This window comes from Alphaproteobacteria bacterium endosymbiont of Tiliacea citrago (assembly GCF_964031065.1).
Taxonomy (GTDB): Bacteria; Pseudomonadota; Alphaproteobacteria; order CAJXXZ01; family DAHXLG01.
The window spans coordinates 415,013-439,791 of the sequence record NZ_OZ034995.1 but is presented as its reverse complement, the minus strand read 5'-3'; the positions used below and the strand labels follow the sequence as shown (position 1 = coordinate 439,791).

Here is a 24,779-nt window from a genome sequence, read left to right as displayed (position 1 = left end):
CAACTACCTACTTATAAACTTTCCTAATAAATCAAAAAAAACTTTCATTTTAATGCTCCACATAAGTTCTACAAATATTAAATAACTAAGAACCGTTCCTATTAATATTCTTTTCCAAAATCTTACCGAATTACCTTTTAAAACGTTTTTTTCAACAAACAAAGATTTATATGCCATTGGAAATAATAGTTGTTTTTCTTTAAATAGCTTAGAATCTTTATAATATATTTTATAATAAAGTTTTGATTTTAATTCTTGAATTTCAGATTCGTAATTTGGAGACCCAGCTTTTACGCCTCTGAATCCTAGTGCAAGGCAATAAAAATAAATAATGGATAATTCTGCCGCCTCTATACTCTGATCTTTTAAAACTTCTGATATTTTATCAAAAATAACTTCTCCAGAATTGTTGGAATTAAATATCTTTTTTTCCATAAGGTTGTTTTTCCAATAATTTTTACCCTCCCAGTTTAAAAAAATAAATATTTCATCCGCTAAAGCTGCCATTATATAACTTACTTCTTCAAAAATATCTCCCCCTATTTTTCCTGTTTCATGAAAAATTTCTGATGCTTTTGTTTTCATGAAACTACTTATTTCTGTTTGTATTGAAAATATTTTTTTTATTTTTTGTTCTTCGTTATCTAATGGATTAAAAAAAGAAGATTCTTTTATTTTTTTTCTATATTTAAATATTATTTGATGAAACTCTTCAAATGCATTCGTTAAAAAAGACTTTCTATTAATCATTTAATTAAAATTTAATAATACAATCGTTAATTTTAAATTAAATAGCTTAAATAATGTTTTTCATAGCTGAATAAAGTCAGCTAGGTAATTTTATTTTTAATAATTATTTTTTTGCCGTTTTTAATTTTTGAGAATTGGCTTTTTTTGCTGTGCTCTTAACTTTTAAAGGCTCGGACTTTTTTGCGGTCTTCTTAATTGTTAAAGATTCTGGCTTTTTCTTAGCTGTTGAAGATGCTGGTTTATTTGCTGGCTTTTTCTTAGCCGCTGTAGATTCTTGTTTATTTACTGGCTTTTTCTTTGCTGTTGAAGATACTGGTTTCTGAGTCTTAGCAGATCCTTTTTTAGTAGTCTCATTCTCAGAAAGTGATTTTTCATTCGCTTTTGCTCTTTTGTTAGCGTTTTGATTAATTGTTTTTGCAGTTGGTTTTGATTTTTTTCTATTAGCATTTATTCTATTTGCATTTGTTTCATGCGCTTGGCCTACCTCTCTTTTTTGATCCGCGTATGTTTTTGAAAGTTTCTTACCATCTTCAGTTTGTAACCATCGATTTCCTGCTTTAGTGATTTTACCGTTTTGATCAACGTAAGCTTCATTCTTTTGTTTCAACGCAACCAAACGAGTATTATTGATATTATTTATCGTATCTTTAGTTTTCATTGAAAGACTTACAAACTCTTCTGCTTTCTCTGGTTCAAGGTTATATTTATCCGCTCTGCTTCTCATTTTTTCAAGAGCCTCTTGTCGTATTTCCTTAATTTCTTTTTTTGTTTTTTGTAATGGAGGATTCTTAAAAAAAGTATTTATGTTGTTAATATAAGAATTATATACCTCTTTTTCACCTGGATTTTTTTTAATCCTTTCTTTCAAGGATTGTTTTGCTCTCATTAGATTAGAGCAAACTTGCTTCCAGTTCTTACCATGGCTGGCAGCTTGTGCTTCTAGATCGCTAAAAAATGCTTTTAATTTTTCAATTTCATGTTTACAAGCTTCAAGCTCCCGCAATTTTTGATAATTTTTTTCTGCTTTATATTTAGATATATTTTTTAAATCGTTTTCATAGTCCGCTCTATGTTTAGCCATAACGCTAGATTCTTGAGCTTTCTTTTCAATATATTCTTTAACTAATTCGGATGATGAAGAGGCAAAGCTGTCCCCGACTTGTATTTCTAATTGTATCCTATTTAACAAATCCTCAGCCTCCATTGCTTGAAAATCTTTCAAATGAATTGTAGGATGTTTTTGATCTTTTGCTCTATCACTCTTGCTTTCTGGAATAACGGTTATTAATTTTTGTTTTTTGTTGACTTTTGCAGATTCATTATCTTCTATACCTCTTTTCCTCGAACCAAAATTAAAGATTGATTTTTTGTTGACTGCTTTATTTTCTTCCTCTCTCTCTCTTTTTATAATATTATTATTTCTTGCAAATGCAGCTTCAGCGTTGACAAATGTTTGTCCCGCTGATATTATAAGAGATAGCAAAGCTAGTATTTTTTGTTTTTTCATATATCCTCCCAGATATTATTTATTATAACAAAAAACGGCCTATAAGTCAATTTTTCCTATACTTACAGGCAATCTTTTATTAATAATTTAATTTAAAAATTTGGATTCAAAATCTTTTTTATAATCTGAAAAAGGCGTTGATGATTTTGTAAAATCACCTAAAATAAATCTGTCATCAGCTATGACTAAAACTTTTGTTAGATCAAGACCTTGAGATAAACAATATGATTTTTGTAGCTCAGGATTACGGTGTCTTAACAGGCACAGCAAAAAATAAGCTACTCCAGCCGGTGACAATGAATCATATTCGTACACAAACCTCAATTGATAGAGTGCCTTAATTAATTCATTAAGACAATTTTTTGCATTTTTCACTGGAAAAGCTAAATTATCTAACAAAACCATCAAAGGACAGTGCTTTAAAGCTTCTTTTTTTGCCTTTATTTTTTGACTTATTTCTTCAATTTCTTTTGGATCTGTTAAATTTTCTTTGTATTTTTTCAAATCGTTATAATCCTTATTCAAAATATTAAAATTTTCTTGAAATTTTAAAAAATCATTTTTATTAAATTCAAGCAATGAAGTTTTTAAAATAGAATCAATCAAAGTTTGATTAATTAAACGATCACTTGGATGATAAAGTTTGAACAAGATAAAAGAAACTTCGTTTGGTGTCAAACATCTATCTTTTAAAAATTTTTCTGGATTGTTTTTTAATTCTTCCTGTTTTTTTTCATTTTTTAATTCTTTCAAAACATTTAAAGCTTTATACTGATAATTTGCATTAATTAAAACAGATTTTTTTGATTGTTCTGTATAACAACTTCTTAAATCTATTCGCTCCTTAAAAAGATATCTTATAAGTTTATATTTCATACTTTCTATATCTTTTAATACACAATAATTATTTACTGTCGAAAATAAAAGCATTAGCATTATGTTTTGAATGATTAACATCTACGACTCCTAACATAAACAGTTTACCATCAGACAATTTAACAAGCGTTAAGTTTATATAACAATAAAAAGAAACAAAAGAGCAACCGAGATACCCCTATATAAATTTTTAGTTGGCTTTAAGTCTTTTTTTTCATCTGTTTGATTGCTTTCTTTTTTAACCTCTGGTTTTTTTTCTGCCATTACTTGATTCTGTTTTGTTGTTATAATTTCATCACTTTTTTTTAACTCTATTGTCTCATTTTTTTGCACATTATTTGATTCTGAGATTTTTAACAACACTGGTTTAACTTGTTTTTTTTCTATTTTTTTTTCTATGGATACTATTTTTGTTTCAGATGAATTTAATGAGTCTTTTTTCTTTATGTTTCCTTTAGATAAAAGGCTACTCATTGGCAGATTATATGCTCTTTGTTTGTTATTAAGTTCTTCGAACTCTAAATAAGACAACGTTTTTTTATTACTGTTAAAATGTTTCTCAACAATTAAAAGATTGTCCAAAAAGTTTTTATCGAACCAAGACGAATTTAAATCAGACTTCCATCTCATCAAAATTTTAAAAATCAATAAAAAGTTTTCGTTATTGCTCAATAGTTGTTTTGTTTTTTTTAGTTTTTCTGTGTTTAAATTTCTATAAAAAGTTATAATTTCTTTTTTCTCTTTATTTGATATAGAATCAACCAAAAATAAAATGTTAAAAAAATCAGTTGTTGTTAAATCTTTATCTTCTTCGCTATATATATCCAAAACCTCAATTAACATTTTAAAATTAAAAACTTCCCTTTGAAAATTTTCTGCAACAATAAATAATAAATATTTTTTAAAATCATCTTTACTTAAATTAATTTCAAATTTTTGAAAAAATAATTCGTTGAAAATTAAGTATTTAGGAACGTTTTCTAAACAATCCAAGTTACACATTAAAGCTTCTTTATATGATTGAAACAAAAGTTCTTTTTTAAAAAATTGACTGTATAAGTCCTTACACTTGTTAAAATTTTCTGCAATTATTTCTATTTCAATTTTTAAATCATTTGATTTTAATAAATAAATTAAATTATTGTTTTCTTCAGAAGGAACTTCAGAATTAATTGAAAAATTCATTATTTGCAACAAAAAAAATGAAAAACAGTTTTTATACATAATGAAAATTTATATTAAAACCATTAATTAATTGCTAATAGTTAGCATAACTTTCTCTTATTACTTTTTTGTTTTTTTTACATTAAAATTTAAATATGAGCGAACAAATACTAATTTATTTCATAAATTTTTTATTTATATATTCAATTATTAAAGGTGTTTTGAAAGGCGGAACAAGCGAACTTGTTTCTTTAATTTTTTTAGTCATAGCTTTTAGCTCGGCTGTTTATGTTTTTCAAAGTGCTTTTTATAGAACAATTATTTCTATATTTTTATTTATATCTATTTATATATTTGGACTTTTTATAGCTTACTTAATGGAATCACATTCTACGTTTGAAAAAATTAGTGGAGCCGTTATTGGTGTTGTTAAATTTTTCATTTTTTTAACGATTATTACAATAATAGCTTTATTTATGGATTCTGTTCCAAGTATTTATAAAAACAATTTTTTTGTTTATTGGATATATCAACCATCCGTGGATTTAAAAGATGCCATTGAGAAAAAGTATAAAAAATAATGGATTTTTTTTAAAATTAATATATGGTATATTCTATCTTAAGCGCCTGTAGCTCAGAAGGATAGAGCGCAAGATTCCTAATTTTGAGGCCATAGGTTCGATCCCTATCAGGCGCACGTTTATTTGACAAAGGAACAAAAAACTATATAATAATACCATGAATATAAAAATAATGATGTTTACTCTTCTGAATATAGAAAATCTCCTTAGTAGTATTACTAGACAGCAAGTTACAGATCGTTATGGTGAAATATTTAATCAATATAATCGTGTTTTTAATAGAAGAATAAGACAACAAAATGAAATAGATGATGAAATAGAAACAATAAATGAAAAGAATATAAATATAATATTTGATAATTTTTTAAATCGACAACCAAATCAAACTGAAGAATTAAATATAAATCAATTAATTGAATTAATTAACCAGGCTCAACAAATTTTTATAAATCGAGAAGCTTCACAAGATATGACAAACAATTTAAGAAATGTCGTTAATAATAGCCAGATTGCACGCCTTATTGTATTTCATGTTTTAATTATAAATATGTTAGTTCCTCTAATAAAAGATTGTTATCATAATAGACACCCTTTCAGACAGGGAATGTTTCATCATAACATAGCTCAAATAGAACATAGCTTGCAAAATCATAGTAATACTGATAGTTTCATGAACCTTTTAATTCAAACATTAAATGATCAAGTACAACATGCTCAAGGTCTGCCAAACACTTTAGATCATATATTTGATCAAAATATAAAACGCATTCATAACCAATTTATGATCTTTATAATAAGTAGTCAACCTTTAGTGTATACGTCAAATTTTTTACGAAATATTCTTATTTTTTTTAGTAGCAGTGGAAGAAATAATTTTAACGAATGAATTTAAGTATGCATAAATATGATGTTAATGAAACTAAAAATTTGTTACAATTAAAAAGAGGGAAATTATGAAAAAAATTTTAATTATCTCATGTGCTTTTAATTTAAAAGCACCTAGAGTATCGCATACTGAATCTATTCAGGCATGCAATAAAAAACCTAAGTATAAATACAATATATTAGATGAAAATGATCATTTTGTTCTATATGATGAAAAAGGTAGTAACTTTCGCAAAATGGATAAGGATGTTCCATTTATATTAGGTTTATATTATGTTTCAGCAATAGAGAATGAATTAGATAGAGTAATACAAACATATGAAAAAGAACATTTTACACCAGAACAAATAGCTAATAATCACGCAAATGCTAAAATGCTTGGAGATGCTATATTACAAACACATGAATTAATAAGTATTAATGAAAAAAATCGTAAAAAATCTAAAACATCTAAACAAAACCCTAAAAAAGCTGATGCAGCTCCAACAAAAAGATCTCGTTAAGTATAACTAAAGAACACTTTTTTCACAAATTAGATCTTGCCTTATTACCATATAAATATAAATCTATAAATTATTGATTTAAGAAATAATTCGGATCACTATCAGGCGCACGTTTATTTGACAAAGGAACAAAAAACTATATAATAATATCATGTTTAAATTTTTTTTAATGCTTTTTTTGGCAAGTCTCACAGCTCGTATTACTAAAAAAGAAGTAATTACTATGCATAACGATTTAATTCGTGATTATAATCATATTTCTGGAAATAGAAGATTACCACTTTTGAGGGAAAATGATGAACGTAAAATTAACGTTATAAATCATGCCCAAATGAATTCATATTATAATGGTTTTGAAAGAACCTTAAATCGTTTCCTAAACAATAATGATTTAGAAAATGAACAAAGAATAGAAATTATGATAAATGCTAATCAATTTATTGAAAGATTTTCAAATTGGAGTGCAAATCTGGCTAATTTAATCAGAAGATCTTACCATAATAGAAATATTTTTAGACTAGGAAATTTTCCAAGTCTTATTAACATATCTGCAGACAGACCGAACAATTTAAATACGGCTCTTCAGAATGCAGCTGAAATTTCAATAATAATAGATAACATGTTTAATGATAATCAAGAGCGCATTATAAATTTAATTAACGCAATAAAACAAAATATTCAAAGTTTAATAGAATCTCAAAATATTGATGAATTGTACGATGAGTTTATAAATAACATAAACATTATTTTTCAAATCATTAATTCACAAAAAACATTATTTAATGTGTTCAATTTAACCAGTCACAATGAAAATTAACACTTGTTAAATATAATATAATTTCATAGCCTATTATTAGGTGGTATATAAATGAATAAAAGTTTTAAAATTTTTTTTATCTCGTCTTTCTTTTGTAACATTAGTTCAGTAACTGATCTTCAATTTGCATATTCAATTTCAGTTGAATGTGAAAAATTAGACAAAGAATTGAATGAATTTAATAAAAAAATACAAGCAAGTAAAACAAGAATAAAACAACATTCAATACAAAATCCAAAAAAAGCTGATGCAGCTCCAACAAAAAGATCTTGTCAAGAGAAAAATATATAATTAAAATAGTATGGGTCCATGCCCACTGGGCCCATATCTGAACATTTATAGTTGACTAAAAAACAAAAACCAATTAAAATAAAAACATGAAAATAAGACTAATTTTTTTATTTTTCTTGCTTAAAGAAAGCTTGCAAAGTATTACTTTAGAAGAAGTCGCAGAGCAACATACAGAAGCACTTCAGGCATATAATTTAGCCTTCCATGATCGTCGTATTAATAGAAATAATGACACTAACATATTGAGAATGCCTCCATCACCAGAACAACTGCCAGCTGAAAATAGAGGTAGCGATATATCATATTTAAACACAACAAGCATCAATCTAATCTTTGATGATTTTTTAAATAATGTTACACATAACCCAGATAATTTTAATAAATTTGATTTATGGTTTAACGATTATTTCATTGGAATAATACGAGCTTCTTATCAAAATAGAAATCCTTTTAGACAAGGATTATTAACTTCAACCGTTAATGAATTTATGCAAAACTTTCTTCCAATCATAAATTTTTTGCCTTTAAACATACAAACTTTGATTCAAAATTTAAATATAGTTGCATTGGCAGCAAAAGCTTTACCAAAGAATATAGACCATGTGTTTGACACAATGGTAAGTGTTACCCATAGCGTTATAAATGCTGATTTTATGAATTCGAATGAAACTATTAGAGATGAAGCACAGCGAAATGCAGTAATTTTTTTGAAAAACACTCTTCTAACTTTTAGTTAAAATTAATTAATTTTGCACTTGTTCTCGCTCAATACGTAGAATTCATGAGAAAAAGAGAAGAAAGAATAAAACAAATGTCTTCTGAAGAAATTGAGACTCAACAAGAGATTAATAGAAAGTCTCTTAAACGAGCTAAAGAAGAAATGAAAAAAGTAAAAGAATTACTTAATCAACAAAACGCCAAAAAGCAACTACTCAACTAACAAAAAAAAGAGCAAGACAAAGTTAAAAGCAAACTATCAAAAAACAAAAAAATAATATATCCTTTTTATAAGGAAAGATGCCAGAGTGGTTTAATGGGATGGTCTCGAAAACCATTATACGTAATTGCGTATCGAGAGTTCGAATCTCTCTCTTTCCGCACTTTAAAACCCGTTGTTTTATAAATAGTTAGAAGTTTGCCAGGGTGTTTTTAGAAGATTGTTATTGTGTTTCTATACATAGATTATTATTGCGAATGACATATTAAAATTTTAATTCAGACTAACTTTTTATAAAAAAATTATTTGATTTTCTACTTTTTTTATTTGATCAATGGTTATTAATTCTTGATTCAACTCTAAATATTCAATACCATTGATCCACTGAATATCTTTAACTACTCCAACTGTTTTTTTATCTCTACGCACCTCATATCCAATAAAGTTAAAAGAGTAATCGTCTTCTTTGTTAACCAATGCAAAAACATCTAATTCCTTCTGTTTTTTTGCCTCTTCGATTGAATTTATATTTGAAAATTTAACTATACAATTCTCTTTTATGACTCCAAAAACCTTTTCAACTTCAAAAATATCGTTCTTAAGCTCTGGTTCAAAGTCTGATTCAAAAAAAATTTTGTTATTTAATAATAAATCCACTGTATAAGGATAGTACATTTGAATTTTTAAATTACCTAATAATCCATGAGTGTTTTGAACTCGACCTATTAAAATTTTTTGCATACATATTTATTGTATTGTTTAATAAATAAAAAATATACAATCAACTTTCACACACAATGCTCACTAATTCTGGAAAAAAATATGTTAAAATTTGTTTTATTCCTATATCAATAGTATCAGATGAACTAGGACAACCAACACATGCTCCAGTTAATCTTAAAACCAATTTGTAATTTTCTAATGATATAAACTCTATTCCTCCACCGTGTAATTCTAAACCTGGCTTAATTTTTTCTTCAACAATATCCCAAATTTTTTTTCCTAAATCCGATAATTCATCCCTTCTTTTTGTTTTATTTTTTTTTGAATCATAATTGTTTAAAATTTCATCATACTGCTCTTGCGAAAGAGGAAAAACATGGTTTTCTGTCATTATAAAATTTGAAACAATGTTTTGCACTTTAGGAATAATTTGATTCCAGTCATTTTCATTTTTTTTGTTAATAATTAAAAATTTTGGACCAACCAAGATATAACAAACCCCATCTATTTGCCAAATAGCTTTAGTAAGAGGAGATTTTTGAGAAGTAAATTCATCTTTGCATTCCCAAAAAATATCAATCCAAACAATATCAACAAAAACTTGAATAGAATTAGGGTTAGGAGTATATTTAATAGAAATTAACATAAAATTAGAGTAATGTTTTTAACAAATAGAATCAATAAAAAAAATTATTTTATGTAAAGAATAAGTTTTAATATATCAACTTAATAATGAACAATAAAATTATAATCAAAATTTAACCTCAACAAGGTTTATTCAACTATTATAGCTTTTGTTTTTAAAAAAGATTAATTAAACAAAACAAGCTTTTTCGAATAAAAATATGTCTCTCTAATAATATAAAAAAACATATAAAAACTGAAAATTAACTAAATCTTGAATTAATAATTTTAAAAATATACGCAATAAAATAAACCAAAAATGCAGCCAAAACAACTGTTAAATTGGCATTATACATCATTAAACAACAACTCATGATAGCCAACAAAACCATTAAAGAGAAACCATTTAAAAGGAGGTCTGATAAAACAATTGCGCAATACAAAAACCCAACCAAAACAACAATAAACAAAGTCAATTCAATTTTAAAAGGCATCCAAATAACACCAAAACTAATCAATAAAGAAAAAAAAGAGCCTATCCAAGGAAACCCTTGAGATGTTTTTGCTCCAAAAATTTTGGAAACAAATTTTTTTTTAGAAAAATCTTGCAAAGAATTACCCTGAACGACAACCCTTCCGTTTAGTCCGGTAAGACAGCTAAGTAATGCAACAGAACCAACTATTTTTCCGCCAATTGGCCCCAACAATATAATTGCACAATCATAAACTGGCGTTTTTGTTTGCTCTAAATTAGGCAAAATAAACAAACAAGATGCAAAAATTCCAATAAAGGTTATTGAAGATAAAAACAAACCAATTTTAGTGGCTTTTATTACATTCTCCTTAGGATTTTCTATCGATCCAGAGGCAAAAATACCAAACTCTATACCTAAAAAAGCAAACATTGTAATAGCGGCCCCATCAAACAACAAAGCAGAGGTTTCAAAGCAAGGAGAGTAAGAAGAGTAATAAAAAGCTCCGCACATAGAAATTAACAAAAAAAATAACAGCTTAACTAAAGTTAACCAAAAATTCAAAGCATTTGCTGCTCCAAAACTTAAAATATTTAATAGAAAAATTGACAACAAAACAAATGAAGAAAGTAGTTGTTTAGAGCAAAAATAACAAGGAAATAACCCAAAAAAATAATCAGAAAAAGATATAGCCGTAACCGCAGAAGACATGCTCATAGCAAAAAAATGACCAAAAATCAACAAAAAAGCAACCGTGTCGTTATACCCCAACCTTAAAAAATCTAAAACAGATGGAGTTTTGTTTCCAATGTTATCTTGTATATAATTATTAATTCCAACAAAAGATAAAAAGATGCAATAAGACATTACTGCGCCTAAAAACCAACTAAAAATTCCCCAAGTTTTGCAATGAGCCATTTTATAGGGTAAAAACAAGACTCCACTACCAACCATACCAGAAAAAATCATGGCAACCGCCTGCCACAAAGACATTTTTTTTATTTCGTTCATTAAATTCTCTCAAATAAAACTAAACAAATTAGTTTTTTGAATTATTAGCGTGTAATAAAAGTTCTTTTGCAGCCCAATATCTTTTCATTAAAGCCAAACCTTCGTCTCCATAAATTTCACGAGCATTATCCAAAAAAAGATCAATTCCACCCTTTTTTTCAATAGTTTTTAACCCTCTAGGTGTTATTTTTAAAGAAATTTTACCTAAAACTCTGCTGTATAAATTAACGTTTTGAATGTTAGGTTCAAATCTACGTCTAGTTCTATTAACAGCATGACTTACATTATTTCCAAAAATAACCCTTTTACCAGTAACACAACAAATTTTCATATTTTCTCCTTTTTACACTCTTTGCAACTAAAAAATTTAATGCAATACCCAACCAAATAAATAAAAGCAGAACCAATTATCACAGGTAATGTAAAGCTATTGCATAACATTATAGCAGAACTAACAATCGCTAACAATGACTGAGGAGCTAAACCATTCAAAAGAATATCCAAAACAACAACAGAAGTATACAATACTCCAATAAAAGTAACTGCAAAAACTTCAAGATCAAGAGATGAAAACCAAATAATCAAAATACTAATAGTTAAAGAAGTTAATGCGCCCCTCCAAGGAAATCCTTGAGAAGTTTCCACGTCAAAACAATTAACAATATGCTTTTTTTTAGAAAAATTTCTTAAAGAATTACCTTGAACAACTAAGTTTCCATTTAATCCAGTCAAACAACTTAATATAGCAACAACTGCAATAATTTTTGCCCCAATTTTTCCAAAAAGAACAATAGAACAATCGTAAATAGGAGTCTTTGTTAAGCTTAAATCAGGAATAATAAACAAAGCTGCAAGATAAACGCCAATAAAAATTAAAGAGGCAGAAATCAACCCATATTTTGTAGCCTTAATAACATTTTCTTCGGGGTTTTCAATAGACCCAGATGCAAAAATTCCAAATTCAATTCCCATAAATGCAAACATGGTCGTTGCAGCACCAGAAAACAACAAGGTAGGACTACCAAAAACTGGTTTATAAGATGAAGCATACCCCACTCCTAAAATTGCAATTAATAAAAAGAATAACAATTTAGCTAAAGTTAACCAAAAATTCAAAGCATTAGCAGCTCCAAAACTAATCAAGTTAATAAAAAACATCAACAGCAAAGATAAAGAAGCTATGCTTTTTGCACATAATATTGATCCAGGGAATAATCCAAGAAAATAATTTCCCAATGCTAAAGCTGTAACAGATGCGCAAATAGCCATAGCAAAAAAATGACCAAAAGCTAAAAGAAAGGCATTTCTATCACAATATTTTAATTTTAAAAAATCCATAATATCAGGATTTTTGTTACTCATGTTTTTTAAATAATAGTTGTTAACGCCAGCAAAAGATAAAAACATACAATAAGTCATAATTGCACCCATTATCCAACTAAAAATACCCCAAGATCCACAAGATGCCATCTTATAAGGTAAAAACAAAATTCCACTACCAACCATACCAGAAAAAACAAGCGCTGTAGCTGCCCACAACCCCATTTTAGAACTGGTCACTTGGACCTTATCATTTTCCATAGTAACTCTCTTCCTAATGTAGTAAAACACAATAAAAAGAAAGTAACAAGATCTAATAAAAAACTCAACATGAACCTGTGGTGGCACCTTTAGAATCAACGACCGTATAAGTCTCAGACCTATCTGAATATTTAAAATAAAAGTCCATTTTGTCTAAAAAAATTTTAAAATTAGTAATTTTACAAGTAGCAAAGGTAATTCTAGAAATTGTTTTGTACGACCCATTGATTTTCATAATTTTAATCAACTCAATAGAGCTGAAAATGTAGTTATCTTTAAAACTTTTTAAAATTTTCACACTACTTTCGTTTCTTAACAAGCTAACTTTAACATTTGAAACACAAATACCCTTAACACCAGAATCTTGGCCAGTCACCAAATCTATTTCCTCATAATAATCATTAAGACCACAATAGCTTGAAAAAGAAGAGAGCTGACCAGAGGTCAAGCACGAAGAAGAAGTTTGAACCTTTATTAGCCACTCTTTATCGTAAGATTCAAGAACGTTTTGATTTTGCAGCTCATCCAAAATATCGTTATATTTACTCATATTAATTAACAAGTTATAAATCAATTCTTAATAATTAATAAATTTTCAAAAAACTAAATATAGAAATAAAAAAAATGGCGGAAAGAAAGGGATTCGAACCCTTGATACGCAATAAACGTATACACGCGTTCCAGGCGTGCTCCTTAAACCACTCGGACACCTTTCCAACTTAAATAAATTACTATGTACAAAAAAAAAACACAATGTATTTTTACTTTATTTTTTAATACATAGATTTTTCGATCAAAAAAAAACAGAATAATAGCATGAATAAATATAAAACATTATTAGGATTTTTTGCATTTTTAAATGCACCCAACACAGAAGAAATAACTCTTTTGGGAAATGAGGCAGAATATAATAAAAAAAAAGAAGCTGCATTACATTCATATTGCGATTTTCATGAAGCAAACGCTCAAAAAACATTAAAATCAGGAGATATAAATTTTGATTATTTTAAAAGAGGTATACAAGAAGCAAAAAATGATATGATAGAAGCACTACCCAATGCTGGCTTAAACAATAAAAACATTGATTTTAATATTGTAATCAAACAAAACATTGAAAATAAAAAAGTATTTATATATATCGCATTTTTTGCTTATTGCGACCCTTGTTTTACACATTACGTTGCATATATAAATTCCGTGCCTCAATCAACACAAAATTTAATTAATATAGCTTTAGAAAAAATAAACGCTTAAAATTTTTCACTTCTAAACATTTTAAAAAAAATAATTTATAATCAGCACAAAAGGAATTTTTTATGAAAGTTACAATGAATTGGTTAAAAGATTATTTAGAAACCGAATTAACCTATAAAGAAATAATAAAAAATTTAAACAAGTTAGGGTTTGAATTAAAAAAAGATTATTCAAGCCCAGCATTATGGAAAAGCATAGAAATAGTAAAAATAATTGAAAAAAATAAACACGCAAACGCAGAAAAATTAAATCTTTATTCAATTCAAAAAAAAACTGGAGAAATTTTAACAATAGTATGCGGAGATTCTAATTTAGAAATAAATAATTTCGTCCCGTATGCAATGCCAGGCACAGTAATGCCATCAGGAATAACATTAACAACAGCAACAATAAGAGGAATAGATAGCCCAGGAATGTTATGCAGCGCAAAAGAAATAAATCTCCCATCACAAGACAATGGAGTTTTAAAATGCGCAGAAGAAGATTGGGGAAAATCAATAGCAGAGGCATACGAATCAGAGGCTATTTTCGAAATAGAACTAACGCCTAACCGAGGAGATGCTCTATCAATCTTTGGATTAGCAAGAATATTAGCAAACGAAGATTTGGGTATTTTAAAAGAACCAAAAGAAAAAGAATTTTCATTATCAGAACAACAATTTTTTGAAATTAAAAGCTCAGATTGCAGAGGCCTGATTTGCACTTTTTGTCAACACGAACCAAAATCAACACCAAATAAAATAATAAAAAGATTAATGCTAACAGAGCATGCAATTTTAAACTTAGATGTTATAGATTTAACAAATTACTTATCTCATGACTTAGGTCTTCCATTACACGTATTTGACTATGATAAAATAAAAAACAATCCATGCTCAATAGAAAATTTAACTGAAGAGCAAGAATTCGAAACATTAGCACAACAAAAAATTAAATTTAAAAAAGATACTTTAGTGTTTAAAAGCGGAGAAAATATAATTTCTTGGCCAGCCGTAATTGGAGGAGAAAATTCAAAAGTTGATGAAAATACAAAAAATATTTTACTAGAAGCAGGTGTTTTCCCAAAAGATTCAATGCAAAGAAGAAAAAACGGAGTTATAACATCAGCAGTAAAAAAAGCAGAATATGGTTTTGATCCATTTATATTAAAAAAAGTATCAAATAGATTTTTTGAAGAGCTAAACTTAAAACCAATATCTCAACAATACAAACCATTCTTAGAAACAAAAAAAATTCCATTTAATTTTTCAAAAGTAAAAGAAATATTAGGATCAAACATTCAAGAAGAAGATTTTAAAAAAATAATGATAAAAAAAGGATTTACATTCAACTCAGATGAAACAATAACACCTCCATCTTATAAATTTTTCGATATCACAACAGAAAATTGTATAATAGAAGAATTTGCAATAGCTAGATATGATTCCATTTACTCAATCAACCTTTCTCCAAGGTATGCATCAACAATCAACAAAGAAAAAAATTACTTATCAGAACTTTCATTAAATTGCGGATTCAACGAGTGTAAAAATATATCTTTAGGAAAATTAGAAAACGAAAACTTTCAAATATCCACAGAAAATAGAAAAGTAATAAATTATTCTAATCAAAATTACTCAGTTTTAAGAGGAAGTTTAATCCCAGATTTATTAAAAAACGCATCCTGGCATGTGAAAAATCAACAAAAAATATATAACTTTTTTGAAATAGGTTTAATTTACGGAGATTTTGAAAACAAACAAACACAAATGTACACAGCTATTTCTAATAACACAGAAGATCTTAGAATATTACTAAGTAAAATTTTAAACAAAAAACAAATAGAAAAAAAAGTGTTTTCAAGAGAAGATACATTAATTGCTCATGCAAAATATGCAACAAGCTTCTATTTCAACAATGAAAAATTTGCAGCACTAAGCGCAATAAAACCACAAATATTAAAAGAATTTGGATTAAAAGAATATTACGCACTTGAAATATTTCCAGAAAAACTCATAGTTGAGAACGGCTCTTTAAATAACAACTTAGAATCAGCCCCCATTTATCAAGACATAACATTCAAATTATCAGAACAAGTATCAGCATCAAAAGTAACAAACTTTTTAAATTTTAGAAATTTAGACTATAAAATTTTAATTGTTTACCCAAATAACAATATAAACGAAGAAAGAAAATTAACCGTACAGCTAAAATTGGAACAAAAAGAAAATGAAACAAAAGAACAAATTAATGAAAAAATAGAAAATTTAATATTAGCATTTCAACAATACTAAAACTTCAAAAGCTTGATAAAAAAAAACATTTTTGCTAACATCAAAAAGTAGCCCTTGTGGCGGAATGGTAGACGCGACAGACTCAAAATCTGTTATCTTTTCGATGTGGGAGTTCGAGTCTCTTCAAGGGCACCAAAAAAATTTCATTTGGATAAAGAAGTAAAATATGGTTAAATTTAAAAATGATCATAACAAATTTATCCAAACTAAATAACGTATGGAAATTAAAACAAGCAAATATAAATTTAATAGAATCAATAAAAACAAACTATAATTTATCAAATTTATCATCACAATACCTAGCAAATAAAAAAATAGAATTCGAAGAAATTCAAAACTATTTAAATCCAACATTAAAAAATAATTGGATAAAAGCAGAAGACATTCCAAATATTGAATATGCAAAACAAACAATAATATCGACCATACAAAACAAAGAAAAAATAGGAATAATAGGTGATTATGATGTAGATGGAATTTGCTCAGCAATTATTATGAAAGAATTATTTGAAGAATTCAAAATTGAAACAAGTGTTTGGATCCCCAATAGACAAGATGGTTATGGACCAAGCCAAGCTGCATTAAATTTTTTTGAAAAAAATCCAGTAGATCTTTTAATTTTAGTAGACTGCGGAACAACATCCCATGAATTTAATAATAAATATAACAAAAAAATTTTAATAATAGACCATCACCACGCACTAAATCCAATAAAAAACTGTGTAATAAACCCTAATGCAACCGCTGAAATAAACATATCCTCAAAAGATAAACTACAAAGCTTATGCGCAACATCCCTTGCCTTTTTTATAACATCAAGCATTCTAAAAGAGCTAAAGCATAAAGATTATCAAAAAACAATGAAATCATGGCTAGATTTAGTAGCACTAGCAACAATTTGCGATGTAATGCCATTAAACAATTTAAACAGAGCACTAGTAAAAGCTGGAATAAAGCAAATTGAAAAACAAGAAAGAATAGGATTAAGACAACTAATTAATTTTGCAAATATAAAATTTCCAATAACAACAAAAGATATAGCGTTTGCAATAGGACCAAGATTAAACGCAACAGGCAGAATAGAAACACCAGAAATTTCATTTAACTTACTAAAAACAAAATCCTTTGAAGAAGCAGATAAATTAATTCATAGAATAGAAATGACAAACAACTATAGAAAAGAAATACAAAACAATAGCTTTCAAGAAGCATTAAAAATAGCCAAAAACGAATCAAACCAAATACTATGCATAGCAAACGAAAACTGGAACCCAGGAATAGTAGGAATAGTAGCAGCAATGATACAAGAAGAAGAATCTAAGCCAACAATTATAGGATCAATAGTCAACAACGAAATAAAAGCATCAGCAAGATCAAAATCAGTAAATATAGGAATGTTAATAGAAAAAGCAGTCGAACTAAGCCTATTAGAAAAAGGAGGGGGCCATAAAGCAGCAGCAGGATTAACATGTAAAATTGAAAAATGGCAAGAGTTTAAAGAATGGATAAATAACCAAAACATTAAAATTGATCAAAATATAATAGAAATAGATGGAATAGCAGATTTAAACGAAATAGAGAAAGATTATAAAACAATGGCCCCATTTGGATTAGGCAACGAAGAGCCTAAAGTTCTGGTAAAAAACCTTCACATATTAAAAATAATAGAAAAAGAAAACTATAGCCTAGTCATACTAGAATCAAATTATAAAGAATCTTCATTTTTCATACAAAAATCCAAGCAAAGATTACTAGAAGAATTAAAAAGTTTATACCAACAAAAAAGTACTTTTTCAGCGGTTTTAAATTTGTCAGAAAAAAACAACCCAACAATAGAAGATATATATTAAAATTATATCTTAATTTTTTCAAACAACTCTTCAGTTTTTTTAATACGTTCTTTATGACAATCGGAAAAAAACTGAATTTTAGGAAAATTACTAATATGAACATAGAAATGAAGATCTTTCACAATTTCTTTATGTAAAGGATTTTCATTCAAAGAATCTAAAACAGTTTGCAAGTCATTTTTCAAAACATCAATAAAAATCTTAGCATAACGATAATCAGCACTTAAAACAACATCAACTAAAAGTATGTAATTCAACCCTTTTTTTAAAAAAACTTGAGACAACCCTCTCTTCAAGTCATTTTTCATTCTTTCAGCTTTTATACTCATAATATGCATTATAAAACAAAATAGAAATTTTATCATTACTAAAACATTGAATAAAAATAAAAAAAAAACAAAAATATAAAAATGAAAAGGATATATATAAAAAACATAAACCAAAAAGAACTAAAAATTGATGAAGACAACTTAAAATATTTAACAAAAACACTAAGATTCAAAGGAGAAGAAGAAATCAAAGTTTTTGATGGAGAAAAAGAATATGCAGCATACTACGAAAACAAAAAAATAATAATAAAAAACGAAATAAAAGAAAAAGAAAAAGCCTTTTTAAAAATAGCAATTGCAGAAATTCAAAAAGAAAGATTAGAGTGGATAATTGAAAAAGGAACAGAATTAGGAGTAAAAGATTTTTTCATATTAAAAACAAAAAGAACACAAAAACAATATAAAATTGAAAGAATGAACAACATAATAATTTCAGCCTGTCAACAAAGCGGAAGAATAAGCGTGCCAACAATGCAGCAAATAAACTTATTAGATTTTTTGAAGAAGGAAAATAAAAAAGAATGGTGTTACTGCTCTTTAAAAGAAAGCGCAAAACAAATTGAACAAAGCATAAATGGAGCAATAATAGGACCAGAAGGAGGATGGACAGAAGAAGAAGAGAAAACATTAAACACAAACTATCAAGCCATATCCTTAAACGCAAACACACTAAGATCAGAAACAGCAGCAATAACAGCGTTAAATTTTATATTATATGCAAAATCAACGATCTATCTTAATCTTTAGCAATTAAATTAGCTAGCTTTAATGATACAAAAAAAAACAAAAGTAGAAAGCACCTTTACAAACATTGCATTTATTTTTTCATTAAGCGTAATAAACGTGAAACAAAAACTAAATTTCCCAAATGTTGTTATATTTAACCACTCCCTTTTCACAACAAGAATTTATCAAACAAAGAATAGAAGAAGATTTACTGTCTTTTTTAATAAAAAAAATAGTTTTATACGAAGATGCAACAAAAGATTGGGATTGAGAAAAAATATAAACTTAGGAAAACTTTTTAACCAAAGGATGAAACTTATAAATTTCTTCATACAAAAAATCTTCAACATGTGTGTACTTTTCCGTAGTAGAAATTTGTTTGTGTCCAGCAATTTTTTGAACACTAACTAAATTCATCCCATTTTTAACTAAATCAGTAAGCAGCCTATGTCTAAAACTATGAGGAAAAACAGTACTTAAATCTATATTTAAAGCCACCCCTAAATTTTTTAACAACTGAAAAACTCTTTGACGAGTAATATTAAACAAATATTCATTTTTAAAGTTCATATTAAAAACATACTGATCCAAAAACAAAATAGAAGAAGAGCTAAAAAAAACAACTCGTTTCCCCCCCCCTTTCCCAACAATTTGAAGAGATTTATTTTTTTTAATTTCATGCAAATCAACACACCTTAACTTCAAAAGTTCAGAAATTCTAAGACCAGTTGAATAAAGAACCTCAACAATAGCAGCCAACCTAAAATCATTACCACAAGATAAAAAAGACCTTATTTTAAGTAAATCCCCTCCCTCCAAAAAAGGCCTGTAAATTTTGTTTTTACGCTCTTTTTTGCGGTCTTTGATAACAAAAGAAGCCCCCTTCTCTTGATTACAAAATTTAAAAAAAGAAATAAGCAAATTAATTTTCCGATCAATAGATGGCTCTAAATTTTTTCGTTCATTTTTTAAATATAAAAAATATTCAGAAACTAAATCTTCATTAAAAATATCTTTCTTATAAAACAAAATCCAATCACTAAAAATTTTAAAATCATAAAAATAACTTTTATAAGAATTTAAAGAAATCCTTTTTTCAACCCTCAAAACCCATAAAAACGAAGAAATCCAATCTTCAAGCACCACAACAATATAATAACAAAAAATTAACAAATGAGTAAATAATATCTTTACAATTCGTTGATAAAATACCCAAAATGAATGAGGACAAGTACGATGTAATTCTTGATTCTGTGAAGGGAAAAGCAAAAGGAGTGTTAATGTCAGAGTACAATAATTACAGCACAGAAAACATTTCAAAACAAACAGGAGTAAATAAATTTCAATTGTTTTTACTATTTTTATGCGCAATTTTAATAGGATTACTAGCGTTTGGTTTTGGTTATTTTTTTTATAAATATGAAAAAGATAATAAAACAGAGGAACAGCATAAAACAAACGAAAAATATTTAATAGGATCCAAGAACACAAAAAAAATAATTATAGCAGATGAAAAAGAGCAAGAAATAACAAATATAAAAAATTTTTATATATTAATAGGAAAGTATTCATTAGCAGAAGAAGGACAGAAGGTTCAAAATAAACTACAAATAAAAGCAGGTAAACTCGCAATACTAAAACCAACAAACGAAGGAGTAGTTCTCTACATAGGTCCATTTGAATCAGAAAATTTAGCTAAAAACGAAAAAAATCTTATTTTTCAAAAATCGTATATAATGGGAAGCATAACAAATGTTGTTTAAAAAAATTATAACAATAATATTAGGAATCCTTTTGATTGGATGTGAAAAAAAAGGAACAATGAAAGGAAGAAAAGAAATAATACTAATACCCAAAAACAACATAAACCAAAGATTATCGTTAAAAATATATATAGTGCAAATATTTTCAGAAGAAGCATTAAATGAAATGAGCGGAATGGAAGCAGATCAATTTTTCGAAAAATCACAAACAATTACATTACAATTTCCAAACGAAATAAAAGTTTGGGAATATGACCTAGTAGAAAACACAAGACCAATATGCTTCGTGCTACCAAGTAAAAAAAAATATTGGGGAGTATTTGTGTTTTTCAAATTCATAGAAAACGTAGAGAAAAAATTCATGTACCCAGAAGATTTAAAATCTGTAGAAATTACATTAGAAGATAGTAAATTTGAAATAACAAACATAAATAGAAAATTTAAATATACAAAAGAAAAAATAAAAACGCCATTTTGCGAATATTTAGACCCAGATCAAGCAATAAGCAACTTACCAAAGAAAAAAACAAATAAAAAAAGATTTAGCTAAAATTTAAAAATCTAGATTATTGATGTTTTATTGAAAAGTTGATAAAATTTCGTAAAAGCTGTAGTGACTTTACTGATATAATGGGGAAAAGGTAAGAATATGAGAAAGCAATATCCAATAATGTGGTTCAAAGGAATGAACGTTGGACCAGAACCGTTTCAACAAAATTCTTTATACCTACAAAATTTAATTGTTAACTATTCAAAAATTGTTAATAATTTAGGCTGGGGAATATTTGAAGTAGAGTACGATTTATCCAACCTAGCAGAAGGTTTTTTTAAGCTAAAAACATTAAAAGGTTTAAATGAAAATTTTTTATATTTTGAAGTATCCCCTGAAAACAATTTACAAATAAATTTAAAAGAATACAAAAATGAGTTTAAAAACGATAAGGAATTATATATATATTTATCATATCCAAAAAACGATTTTACCCCCCAAACGAACGAAAACACGCCAAAATATTCTGCAGAACACTTAGAAGTTGAAGATTTAAACAATAAATCTGAAAAAACAGTAATAGCATTTTTAAAACCAAATTATTTTTTAGAAATAGGAGAATCAAAAAGTTTAAAAAATGATTCAATAACAATAGCAAAAGTTAAATATAATGGAATGTCATTTGCATTAAGCAAATACACCCCACCAATTCAACAAATACAGTCTTCAAGCTTATTAAAAACAACAATAGAATCGCTAATAATAAAAATGAAAGAAAAAGCAAAATATTTAAAAAGCATAAAAAGACTTTCATCAGAACAATCTACTCAACTATCAAGCGTTTCAAACATGCTTTTTTCATTAGAATCAGCATTAAAATCTAATGACCACCCTTTTTCAATATATAAAAACATAGTACAAGCAGTATCAAACTCTTTTATTTTAGCAAAAACTTCAGATATACCAATTATAGAACCATATATGCATGATAACATAGTAAAATCAATGATCCCATTAATAGATTACGTAAATTCTAACCTAGACTTAATATTTGAGGCGTTCAAATTAACAAAATTTGAAAAAACCAAAGGAAACAAATTCAAAGGAGAAATAAAAATAACAGATAAAAACTATATATTAATAGCAATAGAAAAAGATGCATCAACAAAATATGAAGATATAAACAATTGGATATCATCTTGCAGAATAGCAACAGAAGACAAAATGGACGCAACAAAAGAACAAAGATCAAAAGGAGCAGAAAGAGTTAAAATAGAAAACTATAAGGAATACAATATACAAGAAATACCAGATATGACAATTGTAAAAATTCAAATAAAAGATTCTTCTATAAGCGAAGATGAGATTTTATTGATAGAAAATGATAATGAAATATTTCCAACCCCACCATCAATTTATATGATAGAAGTATAAAAAAACATCAAAATGAATTTTATAAAAATATTATATTTTTATTTTTTAACAGAATTTTTAGAAATCATAATAATACTAAACCTTATTTTAATGACCAACATGCAAAACATTCAAAATGAAGCAACTAAAATACTAAAGTCACAATATATAGAAATATACGATAATAAAGGAAAGTTAATAGATAAAATAGGAAGCGAAATAATAATAATTGAAATAGAATTAATTCCAATAAACGTAATAAAAGCACTGATAGCTGTGGAAGATAAAAATTTTTTTCAGCATAAAGGAGTAGATTATAAATCACTATTTAAAAATTTATATATAAATATATTAAATAAAAAAGTAATAGCAGGTGGAAGCACAATTTCCCAACAATTAGCAAAAAACATATTACAAAATCAATCAATTTTTTCAACAACAGATAAAACACTTCTAAGAAAAATAAAAGAATTAATTTTAACTTATAAAATCGAAAAACAATACACAAAAAGTCAAATTTTATATCTATATCTAAATAGAGTGTTTTTTGGAAAAAATTGTTTTGGAATAGAAGCAGCATCACAAATGTATTTTAACAAAAACACATCCAGTTTAAATTTATATGAATCTGCATTATTAATAGGTTTATTACAAAGCCCCTCAAAATATTCAAGCGATATAGAAGCCTGGAGAACAAGAGCCAGAACAGTATTAAAAAGAATGAAAAATTTAAATTTTATAACAGAAGAAGAAGAGCAAAATTTTGAAAAATTTAAAATACCAAAAATAAATATAAACGAAACAAATATAAAATTTTTCATAAATTATGTATTACAACAAATACCAAAAAACTGCTTAGATAAAGATATAAAAATAAAAACAACTTTTGATTCTGAATTATATAAAAAAGCAAATAAAAGCTTAAAAGAAACGCAAGAAGAATTAGGAGAAGAATGGCAGTCAGACGAAGGATCATTCATATTAATAGCGAAAGACGGAGCAATAAAAGTATTAATAGGAGGATTAGACTATGCAAGTTCAAATTTCAATATAGCAGTAAACTCAAAAAGACCAAGCGGATCAATATCAAAATATTACACATATTTAACAGCAATAGAAATGGGATTAAACCCAAAAAGTTTAATAGATGATAGCCCCTACTCATTTGGAACATGGGAACCAAGTAACTTTTTGCACAAAACAGTAGGAGAAGTGCAAGTAGACGTGGCTTTTGCACAATCAATTAACTCGGTAGCAGTAAGAATAATAGAAGCTATAAAGCCTAAAAAAGTAATAGAAACAATAAGAAAATTAGAAATAATAGACCCAGCGGTATCAACTCTATCATTAACATTAGGAGGATTCAATACATCGTTGTTAAATCTAACAAAATCTTTTTTGCCAATAGCAAACAAAGGATGTTTATCAGAAATATACTGTATAGAAGAAATAGAAGACTTAGAAACAAGAGAACTTTTATATAAACATAAAAAAAAATATACAAAAATATTAGACGAAAGAACCTGCTACTATATGTGGGAAATGATGAAAAGAACCGTTTCACAATACGGAACAGGAAGAAAAATAAAAATCAAAAATGGATATTTCGGAGGAAAATCAGGAACTTCAAATCAAAATAAAGATCTATATTTCGTATTATTAAATAAAAATTTTTGCATAGGATGCTGGTACGGAAGAAAGGACTTCAAAGCAATGACTCAAAATTTTAATGGACACTTATGCATAACAGCAATAAATAAATTTTTAGAACAAATAGAAGTATCAAGCGAAGATTTGTATTTCGATATAACATTAGAAGACCTAAATAAAAAACACCTAATTGATTTAATGGATATTTAAAAAAGACAGCCAATTAAAAGAGAAAATTCAAAAATCTAAAGAAAGAGCTTATTTAAGAAAACAAAGCCTGGTTGACTTCACACTCTTTTTACCACTTT

28 protein-coding genes and 4 tRNA genes are annotated in these 24,779 nt (G+C 26.9%); 19 read left to right on the top strand and 13 right to left on the bottom strand.

Annotation, left to right across the window (positions count from 1 at the left end; all coding sequences use genetic code 11):
- Positions 1 to 3 precede the first annotated feature (3 nt).
- The 4 genes from AAHM83_RS02445 to AAHM83_RS02430 all read right to left on the bottom strand — a co-directional run bounded on the left by AAHM83_RS02445 (position 4) and on the right by AAHM83_RS02430 (position 4,357).
- The gene (locus AAHM83_RS02445; RefSeq protein ID WP_342261905.1) at positions 4 to 750 is read right to left on the bottom strand and encodes a DotU family type IV/VI secretion system protein; all 747 of its coding nucleotides are present in this window, start codon (positions 748 to 750) and stop codon (positions 4 to 6) included.
- Positions 751 to 853: 103 nt separating this feature from the next.
- A complete protein-coding gene (locus AAHM83_RS02440; protein WP_342261904.1) occupies positions 854 to 2,257 on the bottom strand; it encodes a hypothetical protein in 1,404 nt (467 codons plus the stop codon).
- An 87-nt stretch (positions 2,258 to 2,344) separates the two neighbouring features.
- Positions 2,345 to 3,187 (bottom strand): hypothetical protein, encoded by an 843-nt coding sequence (locus tag AAHM83_RS02435; RefSeq protein WP_342261903.1) that lies wholly within the window; start codon positions 3,185 to 3,187, stop codon positions 2,345 to 2,347.
- 81 nt (positions 3,188 to 3,268) lie between these two features.
- Entirely contained in the window at positions 3,269 to 4,357 is a 1,089-nt protein-coding gene (locus AAHM83_RS02430) for a hypothetical protein (RefSeq protein ID WP_342261902.1), read from the bottom strand.
- A 95-nt stretch (positions 4,358 to 4,452) separates the two neighbouring features.
- Between AAHM83_RS02430 and AAHM83_RS02425 the strand changes: the two genes are divergently transcribed.
- The 9 genes from AAHM83_RS02425 to AAHM83_RS02385 all read left to right on the top strand — a co-directional run bounded on the left by AAHM83_RS02425 (position 4,453) and on the right by AAHM83_RS02385 (position 8,472).
- Positions 4,453 to 4,878, top strand: coding sequence for a hypothetical protein (locus AAHM83_RS02425; protein ID WP_342261901.1), 426 nt, complete (start codon positions 4,453 to 4,455; stop codon positions 4,876 to 4,878).
- A gap of 42 nt (positions 4,879 to 4,920) precedes the next feature.
- Positions 4,921 to 4,994: transfer RNA gene (locus tag AAHM83_RS02420), tRNA-Arg, on the top strand.
- Positions 4,995 to 5,035: 41 nt separating this feature from the next.
- Positions 5,036 to 5,764, top strand: a complete 729-nt coding sequence (locus AAHM83_RS02415) for a hypothetical protein (RefSeq protein ID WP_342261900.1) — start codon at positions 5,036 to 5,038, stop codon at positions 5,762 to 5,764.
- Between the two features lie 67 nt (positions 5,765 to 5,831).
- Positions 5,832 to 6,266: a hypothetical protein gene (locus AAHM83_RS02410; RefSeq protein WP_342261899.1), complete on the top strand. Its 435-nt coding sequence runs from the start codon at positions 5,832 to 5,834 to the stop codon at positions 6,264 to 6,266.
- 151 nt (positions 6,267 to 6,417) lie between these two features.
- Complete coding sequence (locus tag AAHM83_RS02405; RefSeq protein WP_342261898.1) at positions 6,418 to 7,083, top strand: hypothetical protein; 666 nt, start codon at positions 6,418 to 6,420, stop codon at positions 7,081 to 7,083.
- A gap of 51 nt (positions 7,084 to 7,134) precedes the next feature.
- Entirely contained in the window at positions 7,135 to 7,374 is a 240-nt protein-coding gene (locus AAHM83_RS02400) for a hypothetical protein (protein WP_342261897.1), read from the top strand.
- An 86-nt stretch (positions 7,375 to 7,460) separates the two neighbouring features.
- The gene (locus tag AAHM83_RS02395) at positions 7,461 to 8,111 is read left to right on the top strand and encodes a hypothetical protein (RefSeq protein ID WP_342261896.1); all 651 of its coding nucleotides are present in this window, start codon (positions 7,461 to 7,463) and stop codon (positions 8,109 to 8,111) included.
- Positions 8,112 to 8,155: 44 nt separating this feature from the next.
- The gene (locus AAHM83_RS02390) at positions 8,156 to 8,314 is read left to right on the top strand and encodes a hypothetical protein (protein ID WP_342261895.1); all 159 of its coding nucleotides are present in this window, start codon (positions 8,156 to 8,158) and stop codon (positions 8,312 to 8,314) included.
- 71 nt (positions 8,315 to 8,385) lie between these two features.
- Positions 8,386 to 8,472: transfer RNA gene (locus AAHM83_RS02385), tRNA-Ser, on the top strand.
- Between the two features lie 130 nt (positions 8,473 to 8,602).
- On the opposite strand, the gene AAHM83_RS02380 is transcribed toward AAHM83_RS02385, so the two are convergent.
- The 7 genes from AAHM83_RS02380 to AAHM83_RS02350 form a co-directional block, all read right to left on the bottom strand.
- Complete coding sequence (locus AAHM83_RS02380; RefSeq protein ID WP_342261894.1) at positions 8,603 to 9,052, bottom strand: hypothetical protein; 450 nt, start codon at positions 9,050 to 9,052, stop codon at positions 8,603 to 8,605.
- Positions 9,053 to 9,092: 40 nt separating this feature from the next.
- On the bottom strand, positions 9,093 to 9,680 hold the full coding sequence (locus AAHM83_RS02375; protein ID WP_342261893.1) for a NifU family protein: 588 nt from the start codon (positions 9,678 to 9,680) through the stop codon (positions 9,093 to 9,095).
- A gap of 241 nt (positions 9,681 to 9,921) precedes the next feature.
- Entirely contained in the window at positions 9,922 to 11,142 is a 1,221-nt protein-coding gene (locus tag AAHM83_RS02370; RefSeq protein ID WP_342261892.1) for an APC family permease, read from the bottom strand.
- 28 nt (positions 11,143 to 11,170) lie between these two features.
- Entirely contained in the window at positions 11,171 to 11,473 is a 303-nt protein-coding gene (rpmB, locus tag AAHM83_RS02365) for a 50S ribosomal protein L28 (RefSeq protein WP_342261891.1), read from the bottom strand.
- The gene (locus AAHM83_RS02360) at positions 11,470 to 12,723 is read right to left on the bottom strand and encodes an APC family permease (protein WP_342261890.1); all 1,254 of its coding nucleotides are present in this window, start codon (positions 12,721 to 12,723) and stop codon (positions 11,470 to 11,472) included. Before AAHM83_RS02360 ends, rpmB begins: the two co-directional genes overlap by 4 nt.
- 64 nt (positions 12,724 to 12,787) lie before the next feature.
- Positions 12,788 to 13,273: a hypothetical protein gene (locus AAHM83_RS02355; RefSeq protein WP_342261889.1), complete on the bottom strand. Its 486-nt coding sequence runs from the start codon at positions 13,271 to 13,273 to the stop codon at positions 12,788 to 12,790.
- 75 nt (positions 13,274 to 13,348) lie between these two features.
- Positions 13,349 to 13,439: transfer RNA gene (locus tag AAHM83_RS02350), tRNA-Ser, on the bottom strand.
- 100 nt (positions 13,440 to 13,539) lie between these two features.
- Between AAHM83_RS02350 and AAHM83_RS02345 the strand changes: the two genes are divergently transcribed.
- From AAHM83_RS02345 to AAHM83_RS02330, 4 genes are all read left to right on the top strand, one after another.
- Complete coding sequence (locus tag AAHM83_RS02345) at positions 13,540 to 13,977, top strand: hypothetical protein (RefSeq protein WP_342261888.1); 438 nt, start codon at positions 13,540 to 13,542, stop codon at positions 13,975 to 13,977.
- A gap of 62 nt (positions 13,978 to 14,039) precedes the next feature.
- Complete coding sequence (locus AAHM83_RS02340) at positions 14,040 to 16,250, top strand: phenylalanine--tRNA ligase subunit beta (RefSeq protein ID WP_342261887.1); 2,211 nt, start codon at positions 14,040 to 14,042, stop codon at positions 16,248 to 16,250.
- 50 nt (positions 16,251 to 16,300) lie between these two features.
- Positions 16,301 to 16,385, top strand: a tRNA-Leu gene (locus AAHM83_RS02335).
- A 47-nt stretch (positions 16,386 to 16,432) separates the two neighbouring features.
- Positions 16,433 to 18,100: a single-stranded-DNA-specific exonuclease RecJ gene (locus tag AAHM83_RS02330; protein ID WP_342261886.1), complete on the top strand. Its 1,668-nt coding sequence runs from the start codon at positions 16,433 to 16,435 to the stop codon at positions 18,098 to 18,100.
- A 2-nt stretch (positions 18,101 to 18,102) separates the two neighbouring features.
- On the opposite strand, the gene AAHM83_RS02325 is transcribed toward AAHM83_RS02330, so the two are convergent.
- A complete protein-coding gene (locus tag AAHM83_RS02325) occupies positions 18,103 to 18,429 on the bottom strand; it encodes a ribosome-binding factor A (protein ID WP_342261885.1) in 327 nt (108 codons plus the stop codon).
- Between the two features lie 81 nt (positions 18,430 to 18,510).
- Between AAHM83_RS02325 and AAHM83_RS02320 the strand changes: the two genes are divergently transcribed.
- Together AAHM83_RS02320 and AAHM83_RS02315 are read left to right on the top strand one after the other, a co-directional pair.
- Entirely contained in the window at positions 18,511 to 19,176 is a 666-nt protein-coding gene (locus AAHM83_RS02320) for an RsmE family RNA methyltransferase (protein ID WP_342261884.1), read from the top strand.
- Between the two features lie 121 nt (positions 19,177 to 19,297).
- Complete coding sequence (locus AAHM83_RS02315; protein WP_342261883.1) at positions 19,298 to 19,426, top strand: hypothetical protein; 129 nt, start codon at positions 19,298 to 19,300, stop codon at positions 19,424 to 19,426.
- 14 nt (positions 19,427 to 19,440) lie between these two features.
- Here the strand turns inward: AAHM83_RS02315 and AAHM83_RS02310 are convergent, their stop codons facing one another.
- Positions 19,441 to 20,301 (bottom strand): tyrosine-type recombinase/integrase, encoded by an 861-nt coding sequence (locus AAHM83_RS02310; RefSeq protein ID WP_342261882.1) that lies wholly within the window; start codon positions 20,299 to 20,301, stop codon positions 19,441 to 19,443.
- A 71-nt stretch (positions 20,302 to 20,372) separates the two neighbouring features.
- On the opposite strand from AAHM83_RS02310, the gene AAHM83_RS02305 reads away from it, so the two are divergent.
- The 4 genes from AAHM83_RS02305 to AAHM83_RS02290 all read left to right on the top strand — a co-directional run bounded on the left by AAHM83_RS02305 (position 20,373) and on the right by AAHM83_RS02290 (position 24,681).
- Positions 20,373 to 20,918 carry a hypothetical protein gene (locus AAHM83_RS02305; protein ID WP_342261881.1) on the top strand — a complete coding sequence of 182 codons (546 nt, stop codon included), beginning with the start codon at positions 20,373 to 20,375 and terminating at the stop codon, positions 20,916 to 20,918.
- Positions 20,908 to 21,468: a hypothetical protein gene (locus AAHM83_RS02300; protein ID WP_342261880.1), complete on the top strand. Its 561-nt coding sequence runs from the start codon at positions 20,908 to 20,910 to the stop codon at positions 21,466 to 21,468. Before AAHM83_RS02305 ends, AAHM83_RS02300 begins: the two co-directional genes overlap by 11 nt.
- 99 nt (positions 21,469 to 21,567) lie before the next feature.
- Positions 21,568 to 22,842 carry a type VI secretion system baseplate subunit TssK gene (gene tssK / locus AAHM83_RS02295; RefSeq protein ID WP_342261879.1) on the top strand — a complete coding sequence of 425 codons (1,275 nt, stop codon included), beginning with the start codon at positions 21,568 to 21,570 and terminating at the stop codon, positions 22,840 to 22,842.
- A gap of 12 nt (positions 22,843 to 22,854) precedes the next feature.
- On the top strand, positions 22,855 to 24,681 hold the full coding sequence (locus tag AAHM83_RS02290) for a transglycosylase domain-containing protein (RefSeq protein ID WP_342261878.1): 1,827 nt from the start codon (positions 22,855 to 22,857) through the stop codon (positions 24,679 to 24,681).
- Positions 24,682 to 24,779 lie beyond the last annotated feature (98 nt).